24 protein-coding genes and 2 pseudogenes are annotated in these 19,548 nt (G+C 59.0%); 17 read left to right on the top strand and 9 right to left on the bottom strand.

Going from position 1 to position 19,548, the window contains the following annotated elements:
* Positions 1-344: 344 nt before the first annotated feature.
* Positions 345-625: pseudogene (locus tag D3242_RS29405) on the bottom strand (hypothetical protein).
* Between the two features lie 856 nt (positions 626-1,481).
* On the opposite strand from D3242_RS29405, the gene D3242_RS29400 reads away from it, so the two are divergent.
* Positions 1,482-1,883, top strand: coding sequence for a response regulator (locus tag D3242_RS29400; protein WP_032921644.1), 402 nt, complete (start codon positions 1,482-1,484; stop codon positions 1,881-1,883).
* Positions 1,884-2,136: 253 nt separating this feature from the next.
* On the opposite strand, the gene D3242_RS29395 is transcribed toward D3242_RS29400, so the two are convergent.
* Both D3242_RS29395 and D3242_RS29390 read right to left on the bottom strand, forming a co-directional pair.
* Complete coding sequence (locus D3242_RS29395; protein ID WP_080644031.1) at positions 2,137-2,451, bottom strand: plasmid stabilization protein; 315 nt, start codon at positions 2,449-2,451, stop codon at positions 2,137-2,139.
* 137 nt (positions 2,452-2,588) lie between these two features.
* Positions 2,589-3,197 carry a cysteine hydrolase family protein gene (locus tag D3242_RS29390; RefSeq protein ID WP_027047924.1) on the bottom strand — a complete coding sequence of 203 codons (609 nt, stop codon included), beginning with the start codon at positions 3,195-3,197 and terminating at the stop codon, positions 2,589-2,591.
* A 177-nt stretch (positions 3,198-3,374) separates the two neighbouring features.
* On the opposite strand from D3242_RS29390, the gene D3242_RS29385 reads away from it, so the two are divergent.
* Both D3242_RS29385 and D3242_RS29380 read left to right on the top strand, forming a co-directional pair.
* On the top strand, positions 3,375-3,806 hold the full coding sequence (locus D3242_RS29385; protein ID WP_064982104.1) for a GFA family protein: 432 nt from the start codon (positions 3,375-3,377) through the stop codon (positions 3,804-3,806).
* On the top strand, positions 3,800-4,813 hold the full coding sequence (locus tag D3242_RS29380) for an ATP-dependent DNA ligase (RefSeq protein WP_019863998.1): 1,014 nt from the start codon (positions 3,800-3,802) through the stop codon (positions 4,811-4,813). The genes D3242_RS29385 and D3242_RS29380 overlap by 7 nt, the downstream gene beginning before the upstream one ends.
* A gap of 179 nt (positions 4,814-4,992) precedes the next feature.
* Here D3242_RS29380 and D3242_RS29375 read toward each other — a convergent pair whose 3' ends face one another.
* Positions 4,993-5,217, bottom strand: coding sequence for a hypothetical protein (locus D3242_RS29375; protein ID WP_147377502.1), 225 nt, complete (start codon positions 5,215-5,217; stop codon positions 4,993-4,995).
* Positions 5,218-5,523: 306 nt separating this feature from the next.
* On the opposite strand from D3242_RS29375, the gene D3242_RS29370 reads away from it, so the two are divergent.
* On the top strand, positions 5,524-5,790 hold the full coding sequence (locus D3242_RS29370) for a hypothetical protein (protein WP_027047922.1): 267 nt from the start codon (positions 5,524-5,526) through the stop codon (positions 5,788-5,790).
* Positions 5,791-6,065: 275 nt separating this feature from the next.
* Here the strand turns inward: D3242_RS29370 and D3242_RS33710 are convergent.
* Positions 6,066-6,236: pseudogene (locus tag D3242_RS33710) on the bottom strand (PQQ-dependent sugar dehydrogenase); the annotation flags it as partial.
* Between the two features lie 480 nt (positions 6,237-6,716).
* Positions 6,717-6,947 carry a hypothetical protein gene (locus D3242_RS29360; protein WP_019863990.1) on the bottom strand — a complete coding sequence of 77 codons (231 nt, stop codon included), beginning with the start codon at positions 6,945-6,947 and terminating at the stop codon, positions 6,717-6,719.
* A 582-nt stretch (positions 6,948-7,529) separates the two neighbouring features.
* Here D3242_RS29360 and D3242_RS29355 point away from each other — a divergent pair.
* The 7 genes from D3242_RS29355 to D3242_RS29325 all read left to right on the top strand — a co-directional run bounded on the left by D3242_RS29355 (position 7,530) and on the right by D3242_RS29325 (position 11,279).
* Positions 7,530-7,943: a hypothetical protein gene (locus tag D3242_RS29355; protein WP_019863988.1), complete on the top strand. Its 414-nt coding sequence runs from the start codon at positions 7,530-7,532 to the stop codon at positions 7,941-7,943.
* Between the two features lie 473 nt (positions 7,944-8,416).
* Complete coding sequence (locus D3242_RS29350) at positions 8,417-9,142, top strand: Crp/Fnr family transcriptional regulator (protein WP_019863987.1); 726 nt, start codon at positions 8,417-8,419, stop codon at positions 9,140-9,142.
* Positions 9,139-9,387 (top strand): DUF6894 family protein, encoded by a 249-nt coding sequence (locus D3242_RS29345; protein WP_019863986.1) that lies wholly within the window; start codon positions 9,139-9,141, stop codon positions 9,385-9,387. The genes D3242_RS29350 and D3242_RS29345 overlap by 4 nt, the downstream gene beginning before the upstream one ends.
* Before the next feature lie 125 nt (positions 9,388-9,512).
* Entirely contained in the window at positions 9,513-9,758 is a 246-nt protein-coding gene (locus tag D3242_RS29340) for a hypothetical protein (RefSeq protein ID WP_019863985.1), read from the top strand.
* Between the two features lie 384 nt (positions 9,759-10,142).
* Positions 10,143-10,238 carry a DUF2147 domain-containing protein gene (locus tag D3242_RS34155; protein ID WP_245314234.1) on the top strand — a complete coding sequence of 32 codons (96 nt, stop codon included), beginning with the start codon at positions 10,143-10,145 and terminating at the stop codon, positions 10,236-10,238.
* 13 nt (positions 10,239-10,251) lie between these two features.
* A complete protein-coding gene (locus tag D3242_RS29330; RefSeq protein WP_027047919.1) occupies positions 10,252-10,824 on the top strand; it encodes a deoxyribodipyrimidine photo-lyase in 573 nt (190 codons plus the stop codon).
* Positions 10,719-11,279: a DUF1365 domain-containing protein gene (locus D3242_RS29325; RefSeq protein ID WP_167470468.1), complete on the top strand. Its 561-nt coding sequence runs from the start codon at positions 10,719-10,721 to the stop codon at positions 11,277-11,279. The genes D3242_RS29330 and D3242_RS29325 overlap by 106 nt, the downstream gene beginning before the upstream one ends.
* 288 nt (positions 11,280-11,567) lie before the next feature.
* On the opposite strand, the gene D3242_RS29320 is transcribed toward D3242_RS29325, so the two are convergent.
* Both D3242_RS29320 and D3242_RS29315 read right to left on the bottom strand, forming a co-directional pair.
* Positions 11,568-11,909 (bottom strand): hypothetical protein, encoded by a 342-nt coding sequence (locus tag D3242_RS29320; protein ID WP_019863984.1) that lies wholly within the window; start codon positions 11,907-11,909, stop codon positions 11,568-11,570.
* Between the two features lie 111 nt (positions 11,910-12,020).
* On the bottom strand, positions 12,021-12,401 hold the full coding sequence (locus D3242_RS29315; protein WP_019863983.1) for a hypothetical protein: 381 nt from the start codon (positions 12,399-12,401) through the stop codon (positions 12,021-12,023).
* Between the two features lie 252 nt (positions 12,402-12,653).
* On the opposite strand from D3242_RS29315, the gene D3242_RS29305 reads away from it, so the two are divergent.
* From D3242_RS29305 to D3242_RS33705, 4 genes are all read left to right on the top strand, one after another.
* Entirely contained in the window at positions 12,654-12,842 is a 189-nt protein-coding gene (locus D3242_RS29305; RefSeq protein WP_020629213.1) for a hypothetical protein, read from the top strand.
* A gap of 468 nt (positions 12,843-13,310) precedes the next feature.
* The gene (locus tag D3242_RS29300; protein ID WP_019863981.1) at positions 13,311-13,970 is read left to right on the top strand and encodes a response regulator; all 660 of its coding nucleotides are present in this window, start codon (positions 13,311-13,313) and stop codon (positions 13,968-13,970) included.
* 369 nt (positions 13,971-14,339) lie between these two features.
* Complete coding sequence (locus D3242_RS29295) at positions 14,340-16,346, top strand: sensor histidine kinase (protein WP_223217971.1); 2,007 nt, start codon at positions 14,340-14,342, stop codon at positions 16,344-16,346.
* Between the two features lie 478 nt (positions 16,347-16,824).
* Positions 16,825-16,998 (top strand): hypothetical protein, encoded by a 174-nt coding sequence (locus D3242_RS33705; protein ID WP_019863978.1) that lies wholly within the window; start codon positions 16,825-16,827, stop codon positions 16,996-16,998.
* Here the strand turns inward: D3242_RS33705 and D3242_RS29285 are convergent, their stop codons facing one another.
* Positions 16,999-17,556 (bottom strand): sigma-70 family RNA polymerase sigma factor, encoded by a 558-nt coding sequence (locus D3242_RS29285; RefSeq protein ID WP_064982136.1) that lies wholly within the window; start codon positions 17,554-17,556, stop codon positions 16,999-17,001. It abuts the gene before it with no gap.
* Positions 17,557-17,853: 297 nt separating this feature from the next.
* Here D3242_RS29285 and D3242_RS29280 point away from each other — a divergent pair, with 297 nt between their 5' ends.
* A complete protein-coding gene (locus tag D3242_RS29280) occupies positions 17,854-18,378 on the top strand; it encodes a YciE/YciF ferroxidase family protein (RefSeq protein WP_064982134.1) in 525 nt (174 codons plus the stop codon).
* 634 nt (positions 18,379-19,012) lie between these two features.
* On the top strand, positions 19,013-19,501 hold the full coding sequence (locus D3242_RS29275; protein WP_147377500.1) for a hypothetical protein: 489 nt from the start codon (positions 19,013-19,015) through the stop codon (positions 19,499-19,501).
* The last annotated feature ends 47 nt before the right edge of the window (positions 19,502-19,548 follow it).

Here is a 19,548-nt window from a genome sequence, read left to right as displayed (position 1 = left end):
CCAGTATCATCCTCAATCACCACGGGAGAACCGTACTGCTTGCGCCAAACGCCACTCCCATGTCCAACTCGCGTCTAAAGGTTAGTAAATTCGGATCGGCCGATCTGGGCTTTCCGATTCCGGCGGCCACTGCTCTAGGTTCTTTGCCCGGATCGTCGCTCCCTTTGATGGCTTCGACGCAAAAAGAAGAACGCAAGGAAAGAAACACAGCCTATTGGCGATGCTGCGCGCAGGAACGTTAGTTCCCCTTCGCGCAGGGTCACACGTGATGAGGTCCGGTGCGGGATCGCACCGGACCTCCTGCAGTACGAGTCTGGAAGCTGTTCAGCCTTCGACGTTGGATTTCAGCCGCCCATTTTCTTTGCCATGGCACAGAATTCTGCGTGCGATTTATTGAGCGTAGTGTCGCCGCAGTCCTTCAGCACTGCCTTCTGTTGCTCGGGTTTCATGGCGCTCCATGCGGTCTTGAAATCCTTTTCCGATCTCAGAGATTTCATGCCGGCATCCGTGAAGAAAGGCGACATCGTTGCCGGATCGTCAAGCGCCGACGTATTGCTAGCGGTAGGGCCGAGCCCGACATCATTGCAAGCGCCACAGCAGTCAGAGTGAGTATCTTGATGCTCATTTTGGTTTTCCTCCATTGATAGGTCAGTTGAGTGACCTCGGGAAAAACGCCATTCGCTGAAGCCGGTTCCGGCCGCCTATCGCTTTCGGCCTGCTTCGCTGCGTACGGTCCCATGCCCCGTGGCGAAGGGGAAAAGATGGGCCGTCACTATCATGTCCCTCTAGCGGCAGGAGCCGCGGGCACCGCCCTGCAGCGGTCAACCTTTAGATGACTGATGTTCTGGCAAGCCGGTGTTACGGGCCAGAATGGCTCGAACTTCGCTTGTCTTCTGGTCCGACAGAAGGGAGACATTGCGGCCGCTTGATGTCACCTCATGAGGGAAAAGATCAGAAGCGCACTCGAACAAGTTGGTGCGCAACCTTTTCAGGCAAAAATCATTCATGCTCGTATACCGAGCAAGGAACAATAATATGTGGTTCTTTACAGCTGTCATTCTCGGGTTTGTTTTAGCCATATCGCTAGGTTGGGCGGTCGGCGGCTTTTCAAGGTAAGTGGAAATTACGCAAGCAGATGCGAGCGGTTCGCACGGACGTTCTGGAGGCGATGCTCTTTGGCGAAGAAGTGTGACAGATGCGACCACCAATCCGAGTAACGTCACGTCGTGGCCTTGACTTACCATGTTCCAAATCGGCTCTCCCTATTGTCAAATATTCCACTGTAACGAAGTCCGCGTCTCGCTGAAGAATAGGCTGCTCCAACACACAAGGAGCAAAACCATGAGGAGCGTCGCTCTTGTGATGTTTATGGGCACAGCCCTTTCCGTGACCGAGGACTCGGCGCTCGCGCTAAAGTGATTCATTGGTTCGGAACTTAAACCTCCGGTAGCCGTTTACGGCCGCGCTAGAGGGGAATGATAATGAACGGCAGTTCGGTTCTAGTCGTCGAGGACGAGGCGCTGATTTTGCTCGACATACAATCGGCGCTTGAAGAGGCAGGGTTTCTTGTCGTCGCTGCTAACAGCGCCGCTCTAGCCATTGAAGCTTTCGATGCCGATCCGACATCGTTCAAGGCGCTCATCTCGGACATTCGCCTGGGATCGGGTAAAACCGGATGGGAAGTTGCAAGGCATTTGCGTCAAGCCAATTCAGCCCTCCCCGTAATTTATATTAGCGGCGACAGTGACATTCATTGGGGTGCGGAAGGCGTGCCGGGAAGCGTAATGATCGCCAAGCCATTCGCCGTCGTTCAGGTCATCACCGCTTTGTCGACCCTTCTAAATCAACATGTTCCTGCGTCCCCGCCCCCGTCCCAAAACTAGGCGCTTGGAAATGCGGCGGATTCTCCTGAGGCGTTACGGCCTTAGCGTTGCGAGAGCGCCTCGACTCTTGCCCGCCTCTTTGGTTCATGCTCGGCTGGCGAGCCGTGGACGCGCTTCTTCGCGTGGACCTCATCGACGGCTCTGTCTGCCGACATAGTATTTTTTGGGCACAGTTGGCTTGAATGCCCTCGGGAGTTAGCCCCTCCACCCATTGCGCACGCTCCTGGGAAACACTGCCGGAAAGCCTGGATTGTCAGTGGGAAGAATGTTCATCCCTCGCCCGTGTTTTCGCGGCCTTCCTTGCGGAGGCAGAACGCGCGGCGGCGGGTCGGTCTGCGGAAGCGGCCCCACCCTTTTCGCCGCCTTTGTGTGCGGCGGGATGGCCGGTATGTTTGCCTCGACCCGACCCTCCCTCTTTCTTGCCGCCGCCATCATCCTTTTTGACGGTGGCCCAGGCGCGTCGCTCCGCCTCCTTCTCGGAAACGCCGCGCTTCTCATAGCCTTCGGCGATATGATCAGCCTTACGTTCCTGCTTGTCCGCGTATTTTGATTTGTCGCCGCGTGGCATCATCGCCCCGAAAAACGACGGAAAGGCGGTGACACACCTTTCTTTCGAGCGGCACTATTGCTGGCCACCTTCGCCGCAGGAAGCGTTCCGAACTCGGCGTTGCGTTGATCGTCCTCGAAGCGTAGCGGTGGGGCTCGTCAATTCCACGCCGAGAGAACCGTCTCCATCTCGACGGTCTCGACCTGTTGGGCAAAACGCTGGTGATAGACGGTCATCAGCGCGTCATGGGTGGCGTCGGACGAACTGCAAAGCGCATCGGTGACCAGAACGACGCGATAGCCGATATCGATCGCGCCAAGAACGGTCGTGAGGACGCAGACATCGGTTTCGCCGCCCGTGATCACCAACGTATCAATCCGACGCTCAGCGAGCTCGGTCTGCAACCTTCCCTCCGGCCAAGGCGAATAGACATGCTTGTCGATTATCTTCGCCGGCGGACTGAATGCAGGCAGCGGCGGCAGCAAGTCCACCATCTCCGGACCGACGGCCTCTATCGTCATCGATGCCCAGCGCTCGTAGTAGCGCTTCCAGGTCCCGGCGCCCTGCCCTACCTTTGCAGCCGGGATAAAGCGGGTGAAGATCGTTTGCTCGGCTTTCCTTTCGACAAGGCGGACAATTCTCGGAAGGACCCGGGTGATCCAGGGCGTCGCCCATTCGGACGGCTCGGCGAACAGCTTTTGCATATCGACGCAAAGATGCGCGCAGCGATCGCCAAGCGGTCCGTAGCTCAAGCCCGGAGTTGACATCACAATCCCAAGCGCGCTTGGCTCGACTGTACTAACGTCAAGCAGGACAACATTTGTTTCGGCGAGCAGCGGCGCTTCTTAAGATTCAATGGTTGATCCTCGCAATGTCGGACAAACGTCCCTCCCCGGCTACGCGTTCCCTCGGAAACCAGTTACCGCGCCGCGCGTTCAGATTGGATGGATACAGCACAGAATTCCGTCCAAACCTTCGCTATCGAACGTACAGGCGGGTGCCTCTGCGGAAAAATCCGTTATCGGGTGACTGGCGATCCGCGCGTGCATTACTGCCATTGCGACATGTGCCGGCGTGCGACCGGCAGCGCCTTTGCGGTGCTCGCATGGCTGCGTTCTGCCGGAGTTTCCTGGCAAAGCGAGGAACCTACCTACCGCCGGTCATCACCCCTTGCGCAACGCGGCTTCTGCCGGGCATGCGGCACGCCGCTTACTCTGGCCTATGATGCCGCAATTGACGAAATCGCGCTGCATGTCGGAACCTTCGACAATCCGGCGGAACTCGAGCCGCAATACAACCACGGGTCCGCGCAGCGGCTCAGCTGGGTTAGCTGCGGCCTCGACCTGCCTCATCGCAATACGGAAGAGCGATGGTAACGGAATCTGGCGTCGAGTTTCCCTTGCCCTTGAGCACGCAGCCAATGGAAGCGCGCGCGGCGGAGGCATTGCCGCGAGAAGACGGTCCCTGGCAGTACGAACCGAAATGGGATGGCTTCCGCTGCCTCGCCTTCAAGGGCGGCAAGGCCGTCGACCTCAGGGCAAAATCCGGTAAACCGCTTGGTCGCTATTTTCCCGAACTCGTAAGGGCCTTGAGTACGCTCGCGGCAACGGACTTCGTCGTCGACGGCGAAATCATAGTCGAGATCGATGGCCGTGCTTCTTTCGACGCCCTGCAGATGCGGCTTCATCCAGCAGAGAGCCGCATCCGCAAGCTCAGTGGGGAAATTCCCGCGCAGCTGGTCGTCTTCGATATGCTTGTGGCTCCGGGAGATCGGCCGCTGATCGAATTGCGATTGCACGATCGGCGTGCCGCGGCCGAAGACTTGGTGGCCAAGGCAAAGACCAAGATTCTCCGGCTTTCGCGGGCCACCACCAGCCTGGCGACAGCCGACAAGTGGTTGAAGGGCGCTGGTAGCGGGTCCACCGACGGTGTCGTGGCCAAGCTTCTCAACGGCCCCTACCGGCCGGGCGAACGCGCCATGGTGAAGGTAAAGCGCCTACGCACGGCCGACTGCGTCGTGGGAGGGTTCCGCTATTTGAACGGCAGACGACAGGTTGGATCGCTGCTGCTCGGTCTCTACAACGACGATGGTCTGCTCGACCATGTCGGCTTCACTTCGACCATCGCCAATGACGAGCGTGCGGCACTGACGGAAAGGCTGGAACAGCTGCGTGGCGGATCCGGCTTCAACGGCAAGGCGCCGGGCGGCCCTAGCCGGTGGAGCACCGAGCGTAGCGGCGAATGGGAACCGGTCAGACCGGAACTCGTGGTCGAGGTTCGCTTCGACCACGTCACCGGCGACCGCTTCCGGCACGGAACGAAACTTTTGCGCTGGCGGCCGGACAAAGCCCCGCGCCAATGCACCTTCGAGCAGATCGCGTAACCCCCCGCTTCCAGTCTTCAACAAGGCACCATTCACGGCTTGAATGCGAGCAAGGCCATATACGTGTCCTTCACACCGGCGATCGAGCTTGAGACGAGCTTAGAAGCAATCTGCGAAAAGACGTCCAGGTGCGGGAAAATCCGTGCGAGCTTCCTCGCCAGCGTTTTGCCTTTTCGATGTCAGGGCATTTCGTCTTTGTTCGTCGGTGAAATCTTCGTCCTCGCCGCCGCAATCACGACCATCCGCCGTAGGCGAGCATAGAGATACGGACCGGATGCCTCCTGCAGGTTCAAGAGGGCAAGGCGCGAGCGCGGCCATGCCTGTTGGGCGGCCCCGGCACCAATCATATGCGACAGTTCCGTCAGCGGCCGATCGATTTCAAACTGAACCAGCGCGGTCGTCACGGCCGTCGATCCTTCAACGGTCCGCACCGGTCGTCAGACCACGCAAAGTCCATCTCGCGTCAGCGCCTCGGCCATCATCGCACCGCTGATGCCCATGCCACATCGGTCTTAACGTGTAATGTCAGCCGCCTCGCAGGAATGGACGGCGGGCGGTATGCAGACCAGACAGGCGTACCGCTTCTGAGGTTGCCAGTCCAAGCCTGGCTGGTTCCATTCGACTGCTGCGGCATCGGACGCGCTGGAACCTCCCGTCGCCTGGGCGGTTTTCTCTAACGCAAAGGCCCCAATCAAATCGTGGAGATCGCCATGGAACCGCGCAATAAGCGAACCGCTCAGCAAGATCGGACCGGCGCGCCGGCTAGCGAGCAGCAGAACTGGAATGCGGTCGAAGGCGCCAGCATCGTGGCGGCCGAGGGCGAGGCTGATGGTGCGACGGAGAGGGACGGAACGCTTCCTGAAGAAGACGACGACAACGCTTACCAAAACAGCGACGAAGCGTTGCCCGATGACGAAGAGGAGCGAGTTTTGTCACGCGATCCTTCGAAGGAAGGAAGCCGCTTCGACGAAGTATGAGCCGAGCAGGCGGCTGATTGCCAGGTGCGAGGTTTTCGGGGACGTCTGTCTTGATCCCTAATCCGTCTGCGCGAGGAAGTTGCCGCCGATGCCGGGCAGCCTGTGGCGCATTCTCGCAGGCCAGCTTCTGCTGGCGCCGCCCAACTCCCAGCTTCGCAGCAAGACCGACGGGCGGTGGGCAGTGAGATGATCGAGGTCGGGCCGAGATCCGCCCATCTGCTGGTCCAGGCCGCGAAATGAGAACATCGCGTCCACCGGTTTCGGAGCACCGCTTGTCAGGTCACCCGCCACACCGTATTGCCGACATCGTCGGCGATCAAAAGCGCGCCGGCCCTGACACCAACCGGCCTTCCCCTCGCCTCGCCCTTTGAGGAGGCCGGTGAAGACGTCCTGCCCCATTCCGTTGGATGTTCGGCGCTGAACGGCACGAAGGCGACCTTGTAGCCCACGATCCCAGCTGCCGTGCGCGGACGGTGACCAGCATGGATGATTGGGATGGTCTGCGATTTGAGCCGTCGAGTTCGGAACTTGCCCCCTAGGAGCGGCGTCAGCGCTTCCTAGCGATCTGGCGGAGGTCACCAGAAGGCGAACCTTTTGGACACAAGGCGCCACATCTTCATGGCTTGGCCGAGAGGCCGCGGCTACAAGGTAATTCAGATCGTCTGCCCGCGCGTCTCGTCAAAATCGTACCAGCGTACGAAAGCTAAGAGTATTTCATATTGGCCGACGGCTAAATCGTCATCGTCGATCCGGATACGTTGAAGATCGTCCTTACCCTGACCTGACTTGGGCGCCCGATCTGAAACGCCCGCCACATCCAGGTGGCGGGCGTTCTATGAAACCTGACGATGACTCAACCGCGGTCGAGCTGCAGGATGGCTTCCCTTCATGGAAGCGGCAATACCAGCAGTGTGGCGGTCAGGACGTCAAAGCTGGATCTCGGCCCCTGCCTGTTCATCGAACAAGACTGAACAGCCCCGCGCAAGCGCCACCGTGGAAAGGGCGTTTGCCATCACCTCGTCCGACGACACGAAATCGCCGGTCAGCACCCGCAACTCTTCCACGCCCTCAGCCATCGAGACAAAATTTCCGACCACGCGATCGTGCCGGCAGGCCTCGACCACGCAAAGCAGATCGATCAGTTCGAAGCTGCTCATGTTCAGCCTCCGAAAAGTGCCCCTTGCTGGATCATGAAACGCATTGGTTGAACATTGCGTTCCGGCGGCCTCGAATTACCAGCCTGGCTCGCCGCTGCGGCGGCTGCAGTTTGCCGGCGGGGTTTGAGGGTCGTTCAACAACGCGACCGTCACGGTTCAATTATGCCGTTAAATTGCGGACCTTGCATCTGAAGGCTGCCTTCCGTTTGAAATCGGGGAGGGCCTAGCCGTATCCGCTGGCCCTCCGCAAAGGCAAAAGATTGCAGCGCGAATGAGGGGTTAGTTCCTGGTCGTCCTCGACCAAGCGGACCAACCATTCCTCACCGGCTTTTATAACTTCAACGGCCGTTCGCCATCTTGCGCTATCTCGCTTATCCTGCATGGCAATCTTCAAATTTGTAGGGCGGCGAAGTATCGTCCTTTCAATAAGAAATGCTGGTACGGATTCGTACCCATCGCTGGCGGGACTCGGCGGAGTTCGAACCGGCGTATACTTGGCGGGACCGCTCATACCGAACAGTGGCATTGCGGGCGCGCCCTGGGAGTTGGCCGTGCTTCCGCCTTTGCATGCGGAGGATGAAAATGTCACATACCAAAGGGGCGTCAATCGACAACGCTATCCTGCGTGCCTTTCGCCGCGCGATCTCCGAGAAGAAGATTCCGGAAAGCCAATGGCGCGACTTCGCCGCGCAGATCATCCGTGAATTCACCGGTTTTGACACCGTGGATCCGGACCTGCTGGATTGGATAGCGTGCAAGTCGGAACATGCTAGACCAAAGCCACCAAAATTCCTCGACCATAAGCTGGAGTGCCCATACTGCCTCACCATACGGCTGAGAATTCCCACCGACGCTCGCCCAGACACCCCGATTTTTTGCGATGATTGTGGAGCGTATCTGGGCACCTGGGATGAACTCCAAACCGATTTTGAGAGACAGGGCGGTCACCATGGCGTCTTCTGCCTAAACAAGGGCCGTATCCAGCGTGTGGAATAAAACAGGTTCGCATCATCCTGAGGGCCAAGCCCAACGTGGCGCGCCTACTTTTTTGCTGCCTTCCGCGACAAGCGATCCGCCAGGTACCTTAGTCGATCGGGAAGCCATTTTTCGACACGAAAGATTGGCAGACTGCGCAGGTGCCGTCGCAAGACTTCATTGGAAAATTGCCGTCGCAGCAATTCGGCGAGGTTGCGAGGATGCTCTCGTTCCATTGTAGCCACCTTTGTTCTCAAACCCGGCCAGCTTGGAATTGTTCCGGCAGAACCATTCAGTGCCGGTTCGAGAACGCCGCCCGCACTTTCGCCCACTGTTCGAAATCGTACCCAAGGATATTTCCGAAGCCCAAAAGCGACATTCGCAATTGCCGGCCGCGCGACTTGAGAGGATGGTGAGCGATCGCTTGCCGATTTGTGTGGGCGCAAGCGGCTGAGAGATGCGTGTGCTCTTGCCCCAAAACGGGAGGCGAGAGCATGGCTCAGCTTCAGCAATCCAGCATCCGCAATCGTCTGCTTGCATCATTGTCGTGCGACGACTTCGCGCTCGTGCAGCCGCATCTCGAAGCCGTCACGCTTGGGGTGCGTGAACACCTGTTCCGGGCGGAACAGAAGATCACGCATGTCACTTTCCCCGAATACGGCATCGCCTCGATCGTCGCCGACACGGAAGAAGGTCGCTTCGAGGTCGGCATGGTGGGATCGGAGGGGTTGGTGGGCACGGCCGTTGTGCTCGGCGTGGACCGCACGCCTCACACCTGCATGGTACAGGCTGCGGGCGAAGCGTTTCGCATCGGGGCCGATGAACTCCAGGCAGCGATGGACCACAGTGCCACGCTGCGCGCGCTGCTTTTGCGCTTCGTGCACACCTTCATCGTGCAGGTCAGCCAGACGGCCTATGCCAACGCCGGATACTCCATCGAGGACCGGCTGGCCCGCTGGCTGTTGATGACCCACGATCGTCTGGAAAAAGACGATATGCCCGTGACCCACGAGTTTCTGAGCGTCATGCTGGGCACGCGTCGTCCGGGTGTGACATTGGCGGTGCAGATGCTGGAGGGGACCGGTGTGATCCGGGCCACGCGCGGCCACGTCACGGTGAGAGATCGCGAGAAGCTGGAGCAGATCGCCGGCCAAGCTTACGGGTTCGCAGAGAAGGAATATTCCAACGTATTTCAGTTCCCGATCAAGCGAGACAGATGAGGTGGATCGTGCGCTACTTCATGAATGTTCGCTATCGCGGCCGGCTCATACCGGACCCTGACGGCGATGAGCTGGAGAACGAGGAAGCCGTGCAAGGCCATGCGCTTGCCAACGCCTATGATCTCGTCTTTCACACCCGCATGGACTCGCTCCGCAGCTGGTTCGACTGCAGCTTCGAAGTGACCGACGAGAGCGGCATAACTGTGCTGGTGATGCCGTTCGGCGAGGTGGTTTCAGAAACCTGATGTGGCATCGACCTGGCTCCCCTGGAAGATCGCTCAATATGTCCTCAACCTAACTGTTCGGATTCATACCAAGCCTTGAAGTGCGAAGAGAGCCCGCCCTAACGTGCTTCCAGGGAGGAGTGTTGATGGTCCACGATTTTCAAACAGTGGCGGTTGAAAGGGCTGCCGAAGCCTACGTGCTCTCGCGACGCAAAGCGCGGTTCCTATCGATGGCGATGGCGATCCGTGCCATTAGAACCCTCATGCCGGCTTGCACCGTCACCGACCAAATGTTGGAGGAGTTGTTCGCAGAGGCATGCATTGCTCACGGTGTGCCGGTCGCTTTCGACACGGCAACGGCCAGCGGGTTAGAAATGCGCCTCCATTCTTAGGCCGTTCCGCACGCCCCTGCAGAGACTTTTGCAACGCCTCAGGCACTTTGTGGACATACTCGCACTGTCCTTGGAAATTGCGACGACGACGAAGCTGCGCTACCGGCACCCGAGACGCCTTATGCCGACTGCGGCGCAGCGCCAGATCGGCATTAGGACGACGCGACGTTCGGGCATTCTCGGACAGCCGCGGCATATGGATGCGAGACGACGGCAACGCCAAGGTCTCAATCGCGCCTTGTGGACAGCAATTGTGCGCGACCAATCTGTGGATCGGCGACAACAGCAAGGGTGAACAGGCCGGCGACAAGCTGATCATTACCGGCGTCACAAGGCACGCTGGCCGGAAAGGCTTACGACCCCAAGCGAAACCGTACCTATTCAATGACGTTGACGGTGAAGAAGGGGGGGCTCACAACGCGAGGCTGCATAGGCGCAGGCTTGATTTGCAAGAACGTGCGCTGGACGCCGGCAAAATGATCTGCGAGACGGAATGAGCCGACAAGCCCAAGCTCCCACCATTGTGCTGTTCCGGCGCGACCTGCGCATTGGTGACAACGCCGCGCTCGCGGCGGCAGCCGATCGCGGCGCTCCCGTCGTGGCGCTCTATATCCTGGACGAGACAACCAAAGGTCTAAGGGCTACGGGAGCGGCCAGCCGCTGGTGGCTCCATCACTCGCTCGCGGCTCTTGGCGATCTGCTTCGCAAGGCTGGAGCGAATCTATTTCTGGCGCATGGACGCACCGAAGACGCCGTCGCCAAGGCGATCGACGCCAGCGGCGCGAATTGCGTGTTCTGGAACAGGCGTTACGACCCCTCGGAGGCGGGGGTAGATGCCAGGATGAAAGCCGCCCTGCGCGAGAAGGGGCTCACGGCGCTCAGCTTCGATGGCGCGCTCCTGCATGAACCTTCGCACCTCAAGACTGGGTCCGGCGGCTTTTACAAAGTCTACACGCCATTTTGGAAGGCGATGGCGGAGGAGGTCCATGTTCGCGATCCGATCGATCCCCCGGATCGATTGATGGTTGGACGCTTTCAATCCGCTCAGCATCTATTTCTGCCATAGCCGGCAGGGCGACCTCGTCGCGATCCACCTTTGGGCAGCGCCACAGCTACCTGATCCCTGTCGGCGACCGGCACGACGAGACTGTCAGGCAACACTGCGACAAGCGCTTCTACGTTTCGCCTTTCATAGCCATGGGATTGAACTATCGCTTTCGCATCGGCCTCCCCGACGAAAACGTCGCGATACACATCACTGCCAGCGATGACCAAGGGCCGCTGATGGTGGCAAGCTTCGCCGGCAAGCGGCGGGCGCTGAGCGATGCCAGTCTGCTGCGCGCATTCATCTCGTATCCTCTGCTGACACTCAAGGTGACCGCCGGCATCCATTGGGAGGCGTTGCGGCTCTGGCCAATGGGCATTCGGCTTCAGGAGCGCCCTGCCCCGCCCCACCACTCCATCACCCACGTCGCCATGGATGGACGGTTACGGGCAAAGGCCGAGCCTGATACCATTTGACAAGAGGCCAGGGCGCAGGCCGTGGTCTGCATTTCGTAGCGCCACGCCACATCGCAGGTAACACCAGGGAAAGCCTTCGGATCACCGGAGCAGCCAGATTTGGCAGCCCTGAGCCAGAAGGCTCTGAGACACGCCGAACGCGTTGGTTGGTGACGCGTCGTGCTCTTTGGCGACAAGGTGATACCTCGATACGCTGATGGAGAGCGCGCGTTGTCCGATATTTCGCGCAGAATTTCCCCATGGGTTTTGTGCGGATTCAAAAGATGAGATAACCCAAGTAACGAGTGGTTAGCCACGGCCTCGACTTAGAGGTGCCGACGGGGTTTCCGGCAGACGCCGATCAGGCCATTTTCTCAACATCGGGATTGCGTCGTTTTTACCAAGCGCCGACGTGCCTATGATCGGGATCATTGACGGCTCTGCCGTCTTTGCACTGTCTGTTTTCAGTGCCGCGATTTCATCATCACGCCGAGCAATTCGACTTTCTAGATTGGCGATGCGTTCGGTTAGGAAATAGCGACCGACGGTGAACCCTCCGGTTCCAAAAAGGACAGCGAAAGTCAGGAAGGCCATGGGGTTGGCGATCACCAGAGCCGCATTGGCCTGGAAGAATTCGATCAAGTCGTGCATTCCCGAAATCCTTTCAGTTCCTTGGTAGTCTGTGGATTTCCAACCTCACGGGTCCGCCCCGTCGCAACTCGTGCATAACAGCCCGCTCCACCAATCTTCTTTGCCATACCGCTAGATCAAGCTTGCAGGCTTCCCCTCCGGGATGTGACAAGGTCCTCCGGCACGATCGCAGCGTGTGCCAACTGCAAAGGTCGCCGAACGCCACGTCCAGTCGGCATGAATGTTCCCGTCTATGATCGTCTGCGGCGGAACCTCTACTTTGCGCGGGGACGTGGTCTTCTCCATGGCATGGCAGCTGTCGTATTGGGTCAGCAGTACGCCCGGCTGGGGCCGACTGGCGGCGTGCCATGCCGCTTGGCTCACCACGGCGTCGAGCGATTGAGTTTTGGTTTCGAAATGGGTCTTCTCTCGATTGCATACCTCGAACCGGAAATTGTCATGGGGGTGTTCACCATCCAGGGCACCCCTTGTGCCAGCCGCGAGAAAAGCCATTCGAGATCGCCGCGCGTGACAGAGCGAGTTTCCGCTTAAGTTCGGGATTCTTGGCCAGAGGCGTAAGCAAGGCAACCACAGTGTCACCACCGGCTGCGGTGATGGCCTGCTCGGGCCGCGAATTCCAATTCCGACATAGCTTCGTCGGCCGGCGCGTCTCGGCGCTTTCCCATAAGCCTTTCCTAGCCTAGACGCCGTTAAAATAAGGAATATATTCCTGTCAAGTCAAGAGGTGTTCTGGAGACAGGCGTCATGAACCCTATCACCGCGACAGAGCTGACGGCCGTCTGGATCCTGCCAGACTACCCGAAAGACCTCGATTTGGCGTTGTCACTTTCAGACGCGATGCGCCACCAGATCGACATCCACAAAAGAGAAAGCAAAAAGGTCGGCGCGCATCACGGATGGGCAATCACGTTGCGCCAGCGCCATCGGTCATAGACGAATGGTGGTGCGTCGCACTGCCCGATGACATCTGCACCGATCAGGACCCCTAAGATGACCACCAGGTTCTGCAGGACTCCTGGCACGGGCATCTGGTCGGCATGCCGCGCAAGCGACCGACCGGTGTCGGGGACTTCCAATCGTTGCGCTCCCGCCCACCGGGGCGTTTCTAGTCCCCGATTATAGGCGCTATGCGCAGGATCGACATGCTGGCGCAGCAGCGGCCGGCAATCACACCCCTGCCAGGCTCTGTTGTGGCAATGCACAGCCAAGACCCTTGGCCTAACCGGCTTAGCGGCGGCGCGGAGACTTCAAATAACCCCGTAGTTTTAGCCGTTCAAAGACGATTAGTTGTGTATGGTTTCAGACTGGGCGCCGAGAGAGGGCTAGAGGCATCGCGCGGCCTTTTTGAAATTGGCCGCAAGGCACGCGATTGGTGATCAGTCTTTCGGTCGAGGAGCAAGCATGATTGGCACTATCCGCATCGCTATTGTCGACGATCATCCGCTGTTTCGCGAAGGCGTGACGCGCAGCCTGTCGGAGATCGGAGGTTTCGAGATCGTCGGCGAAGGCGCGACAGCGCAAGATGCCGAACGCATCGCCTCGACGATGCAGCCTGACATATTGCTGCTCGATATCTCCATGCCGGGTGGCGGCCTGTCCGCGGTCGCAAGCATCCTTGCCGCCCATCCCGCCCAGAGGATCGTCATGCTGACCGTTTCGGAGGCCAATGCCGATGTAACCACGGCGCTGAACGCGGGCGTGCAGGGCTATATCCTCAAGGGTGTCGGATCGCGCGCGCTCGCCGATATCCTGCGCAACGTGGCGGGCGGCGAGAGCTATCTTTCGCCGATGCTGTCGGCGCGGCTGCTTTCCGATCTCCAGTCCCCGCAATCCACCAACGGCGCGGCGGACCGGTTGCGGCAACTGACCGAACGGCAAACGGAAATCCTGCGGCTGGTGGCGGAGGGGCTCTCCAACAAGGAGGTTGCCTTGCGCCTGGAGCTGCAGGAAAAGACGGTCAAGCACCACATGACCGGGGTGCTGTCGAAACTCAATGTGCGAAACCGCACTGAAGCGGCGCTCATGATGCGCGAGACGCGAGACCACCAAAGGAGCCATTGATAAGCAGTTTCGCGCGTCTCCTCTAAAAAAACGCCTTGAGCTTGATCTCTTAGAGCCAGGGTGTCCGGGATGGAATCAAGATGGAAATGACGCCTCTGGCGACTGCAATCCGGTGCCGTCGAGGTTCAGGACCAGTCCTTTGAGCGCTGACTGCGCCTGTCTTCACTTGCCTGAGGCAAGTGGTGGTTCGACGCGCACGACACTTCTGAAGCGGGCAAGGCCCTGTTTGCGCCGGCGGGAGAGTCTCAGAGGCTTCCGTCATGCCACGCTAGCCCAAAAGGCTTTCCAAACATTCGCTTGAACAAACCTTTGCTGTTCGACGCCTTGGCACTATGGTTGGCATAACCCAGAGGCGGCGGAGGGTTCGGCTTGCAACCTCGATCCGTTCGATTGCACCTGCTTGGACTGATCGCTGCTGCGATCGTGCCGGTCTGGTTATTTGCGGCCTATTTGCTGGTCCAATTCGCGCTTCGGGAGCGAGACCGCATCGAACACGAAGCTGTGCAGACGGCCAGGCAGGTTTCGCTCGTGGTTGAAGGCGAGCTCTTCAATCTCCAGACGGTCCTCAACGGCTTGTCAAAATCGGCTGCTCTTTCCAAAGGCGATTTGCAGGCCTTTCACGACCAAGCGGTCAATCTAGTATGGGGTACTGACCGTGTCATCGTCCTACGCGATCTCGGCCGCAACCAGCTGATGAACACCGAAATTGGCTACGGGACTAGCCTCCCACCCGTAGAACCGATCACCGACCATGACCGCCAAAGGTTGCAGACTTCGGGTCTTTTCGTCAGTGATGTCTTCGCCGCCGCGGGGTCGAAGGACTATCGCGTTGCCGTCGGTGTGCGGGTGCCGGCTCCCAAAGGCGAGGACCTTATCCTTTCAATATCTGTCCCGACTTCGCGCATCCGCAATGTAATGATGCCGGCAGTGCCAGAGGGCTGGACGGTCGGGGTTGGAGACCGTGAAGGCCACTTCGTGGCCCGTTCCAAGTTGCATGAGGAGATGACCGGCAAGCCCGGATTGCCCGAATATGTTGAGAAAGTTGTCGGGCGGTCCGGCAGCTTTACATCTCGCAATCTAGAAGGCATCACTCTTCTGGCTGGCTACTACAGGTCTTCGTATTCCGATTGGTTTTTTACAGCCAATTTGCCGCTATCAACGGCAAAGGCTCCGCTCTGGCGCTCCTTAATCGCAATTTCCGGTATCGGCCTCCTGTCGCTCCTTGTCTCCATGGCGCTGGGATATATCTTCGCCAAACGCTTCATCGGGGCTACGGCCCAACTGTCGGCGCGCGCCCAAGCGCTGGGCCACGGACAAAAGGTCGAACCTCTGCACTCCTCAATCGCCGAGTTTGCTACCATTGCCGATGCAATGGTTGATGCAGAGCGGGCCATTGCCACACGCAGAACCGAGTTGGAAGCGGTCTTGGATACTGTGCCTGCAGCAGTATGGTTCACCTATGATCCGAAAGCGCTTCAGGTTATCCGGAACCGCTTCGCGGCTGAACTGATGGGTTTGCCGACAGAAGCGTCAAAATCCTTTGGCCAGCCAGAGCACGTAATCGACACAGTGGCGGTTAAGGATGGTCATGTAGTCAGCCGAGAGGATCGGCCGCTGAGCCGTGCAATGCGCGGAGAACTGGTCGATCAGGAAGAGTTTGCTTACACCCTCCCGTCGGGGGTTGAACGCTTCCTGCTCTCAAGCGCACGGCCAATTCGCCATCCCGGTGGCGCGATCCTCGGCGCAGTACAAATCAGCCTGGACATTACCGAGCGCAAGCGCGGCGAAGAGCACCGAAGACTGCTGGCCAATGAACTTAACCACCGCGTCAAGAATACGCTTGCCGTCGTCCAATCCATTGCGGCTCAGACCATCCGCAATGCCACCAGTTTGACCGAGGCGCAACGAACACTTTCTAGCCGACTCATCTCGCTGGCAAAGGCACACGACCTCCTCACGCAGCAAAACTGGAGTGGGGCTGACCTGAATGACCTGATTTTGGGATCGATCATGCCGCACGTCCCGATTGAGCGGTTCCAAATCAGCGGCGAGCCGGTCTGGCTCCCGCCGAACATCGCCCTTTCGGTAGCTTTGGCATTTCATGAGCTTACGACCAATGCGATCAAATACGGGTCGTTGTCGAATCCCACGGGCCGGGTTTGCATCCGCTGGAGTCTCGTCAGTCACAAGCAGCATCGCTGTCTAGATCTGGATTGGCGCGAGACGGGAGGTCCACGCGTTGGCCCGGGCGGCCGCAAGGGCTTCGGGACACAGCTCCTCGAGAGGGTATTTGATTCCGACAAGTCAGGCAGCGTGGCGCTGAAATTTGAAGAATCGGGATTGATCTGCGAGTTTCGGGTAATCTTGTCTCATTAGATGGATAAGTGAGCGGACCGGGGAAGCGGTCGTCACGGCCGAACGAGCGCACCGCCCAATTGCGCCCACAGTCGATCACAGTCTCTTGACCTAAGACTTGGAGTTCCCGGTTCGCCATAGGTAACCATGGCAGCGCGGACGTCGTAACCAAGAATTGTGGCGTTAGCCACAAATTGAATAGCCAGTCCCAAGGTGATGTTGCTGTTTCTGGTTTCGGCGCCGTTGGGAAGGTCTACCACACCCTACGCACAGCTCGCTCCGTTCTGTCGGCCGTGCCTTTGGAAATTGCGCCGAGGTGGTCCGCGACCGCCCCCATGTCATGTCCTGTCGGGTAGCTGGTCCTTGGCTGTTTCGTCTCGGCGGCACCCGCTCCTGGTTTGGCAGTGGCCGGCGGTCGCTGCGGTGCATCGCGACGCCTTGAAATGCCGAGAGCTTCTCGTCACATTGAGATTAATGTATCGACGTCTCAAGGAAAACGATGTCTCGTTCGAGTGACGATGTGGACGCCCCCGCAGACACTTTGGTCGACCGCGAGATTGCCTTCCTGCTTGTCGAAATCGAGAGGGAAAAAGTTCCTGATCGCCTGGTGAGGCTAGCAGTGGAATTGCAGAAAGCACTACTAGAGAAGCGCCACGGTGGCACGAAGAACTGACTATCCGTGACGTTCGCTGTCAAGTTGCCCGTCTGCCAGAAGATTTCTTCTCTCAATCAATGTCTGGAGCGAGGATTCTCCCATGTACTCAAGGAGGCTGGCTCGGGCACGGCTGAGCCTGCTTTTGACCGTCCCCACCGCGCAACCGCAGATATCGGCCGTTTCCTCGTAACTAATACCCAAGACGCCGATCAGCATCAGGACCTCGCGTTGGTGCTCCGGCAGCTTCTGAATGGCGGCGTGGACCTCCTTGCTCTGGACAGTCCATTCTTGGGTCGCCTCTGAAATCGGTCTCAGCGACGCACAGCCAAGCAGGCCTGGCGCCTCCCTGGCTGCCAGCTTGATGCGCGTATAGTAAGTATTGCGCATAATCGTGAAGAGCCACGACTTCATGCGCGTGCCGGGTTTGAACGTGGCGATGCTGGCGAGTCCCTTTGTCAAGGTCTCCTGCACGAGTTCGTCGGCGTCGTCGGGGATGCGACAGAAGGTGCGCGCAAAAGCCCGCAGGGCAGGTATGAGATCAACGATTGAAACCTCGTTGGTTCTCTCATCGGCCAAACGGTACCTTTCGGATGACACCGGCGAGCTCCAAAGGCTGTCCAATCTAGGCCCCTTAATGCAGGGGAATTTGGATCGTTCCTCAGCTCGCGACACCTCCTGGAAATTTACCAACGGGTTCGCATGTTGAACGTCAAAACCGGCGCTGCCCGGCATGAACTCCCTGGCTGTTCAGAGTCCGCGACGTCAGGTCGCCCAGCAAAAGGCCGACCTTGTTAATTGCTGTGGGAACCTCGCAGGCCCGATGAAGTTGGGAACCTTACCCGCAACGGGCTCATGAACAAGGAGAACATCGCAATGGCAGCTACGAAGAAGGCAATCGCCAATAAAGGCCTTGAGGACATGTTTCTCGATGGCCTGAGAGATATCTATTATGCAGAGAAAAAAATCCTGAAGGCGTTGCCGAAGATGGCAAGGGGCGCGGAGGACCAGCAGGTCACCGCCGCCTTTGAAAAGCATCTTGCGGAGACCGAAGGCCAAGTCGAACGGCTGGAAGAAGTATTTGAGATTCTCGGCACGGCGGCCCGAGGCAAGACCTGTCCGGCCATCGATGGCATACTCGAGGAAGGATCCGAGATTCTCGAGGACTACAAAGGCTCGGTCTCTTTGGACGCCGGGCTGGTTGGCGCCGCGCAGGCCGTCGAGCACTACGAGATCGCCCGCTATGGCACTTTGATTGCGTGGGCGACATCTCTTGGTAGGGATGACGTCGCGGAACTGCTCAACGCCAACCTGGAAGAAGAAAAAGCCACCGACGAAGCACTGACGTCGCTTGGCGATGCGGGCGTGAACGACCGAGCTGCCGAACAGCAGGCCGCCTGATCCGGTCATTCGAGGGGTCCCGTTTGGGACCCCTCCCCGCCGGATTCGTTTCGTAGGCCCTTCCGCGTCGACGGACATCCTCCACGTAGGCCCGGGCCAGACGCGATGAGACAAACGACCATCGGCTCACCTAGTAGTCGCGGTCGACGCCCAGTCCTTGCGCCACGGTCGCTGGCGGAAGTCATCTCGTCGAGGCCCTTTTCGGTAGCTGGACTTACCGGCAGCACGGTCCCGATCGACTTTCCGGCTGGCAGACCCTGCACCGTCCGATGCTTAACGCAGATTGCGCCGGCCGCCGCGAACAACCCGCAAATAAAAACAGCCTGCGACTTTCTCCGAGGTGTGGCGGCACCGAGGCTGGTATCGGACGCCCAAAGGGAACTTACCCTCGGGGTCTACGTTCAATGCCGTGCGGCGTCTTTCCTGGTGTCGCCGCTGGCATGCTCGGCCCGCGCTGTGCTGGGAGCGCGGGCCACCCAGGACACTAAAGGCGCGGCTCGACTGACCAATGCGGCTTTCCAGCCCCGGCAGAGAGCGAGGAAGCGGCTATTCCCTTCTGCGTCCAAGCCAGCTGACTGCGCGATCGGAGCCTTTCATGCAGAGCGTGATTCGTGGTGCCAAAGGATCTAGCGCCTTGAAGATCGACAACGAAGTTCCCCACACCTCCGAGGAGGTGGATGATCGCGTCCTGGCTGACGTCGTGACGGCACTGTATAGGCGCGTCAACATTAGCCACGACTACGACATTCCATATATTGCCGGCTACAGCGACGACGCGAAGACCGTCTACATCGACCGGCACCTGCCCCGGACACTGTCTTGGAGGGGACGGAACTTCAGGCTAGCGCGGTTCTTGGTAACGCACGAAGTCGTCGAAAAAGCCTTGCTCGACGAGCTACGGCTCCACTACCTGCACGCGCACCAGATTGCGTTGCGCGCCGAGCGCGACGCCGTGCGAGGGGCGGGTCTAGCATGGCGAGCCTACCAACGATTGATGAAGGCCCATGAAAAGCCGATCGACCAGGAAAAGCTGACACGCGTCCCGGCCGACTTGGATCTGACGCCATACGAGGATTTGGACGACTTCAGGACGCTTGAACGGCTTGTCAGAGCGGCGCACTGATGGAAGACGAGTCTTGGAGGAAGCGCGGTACCTCGCCTCCGAAGTTT

The sequence above is a fragment of the Mesorhizobium jarvisii genome (assembly GCF_003601985.1).
GTDB classification, from domain to species: domain Bacteria; phylum Pseudomonadota; class Alphaproteobacteria; order Rhizobiales; family Rhizobiaceae; genus Mesorhizobium; species Mesorhizobium jarvisii.
This window is presented reverse-complemented; position numbering and strand designations above follow the sequence as displayed.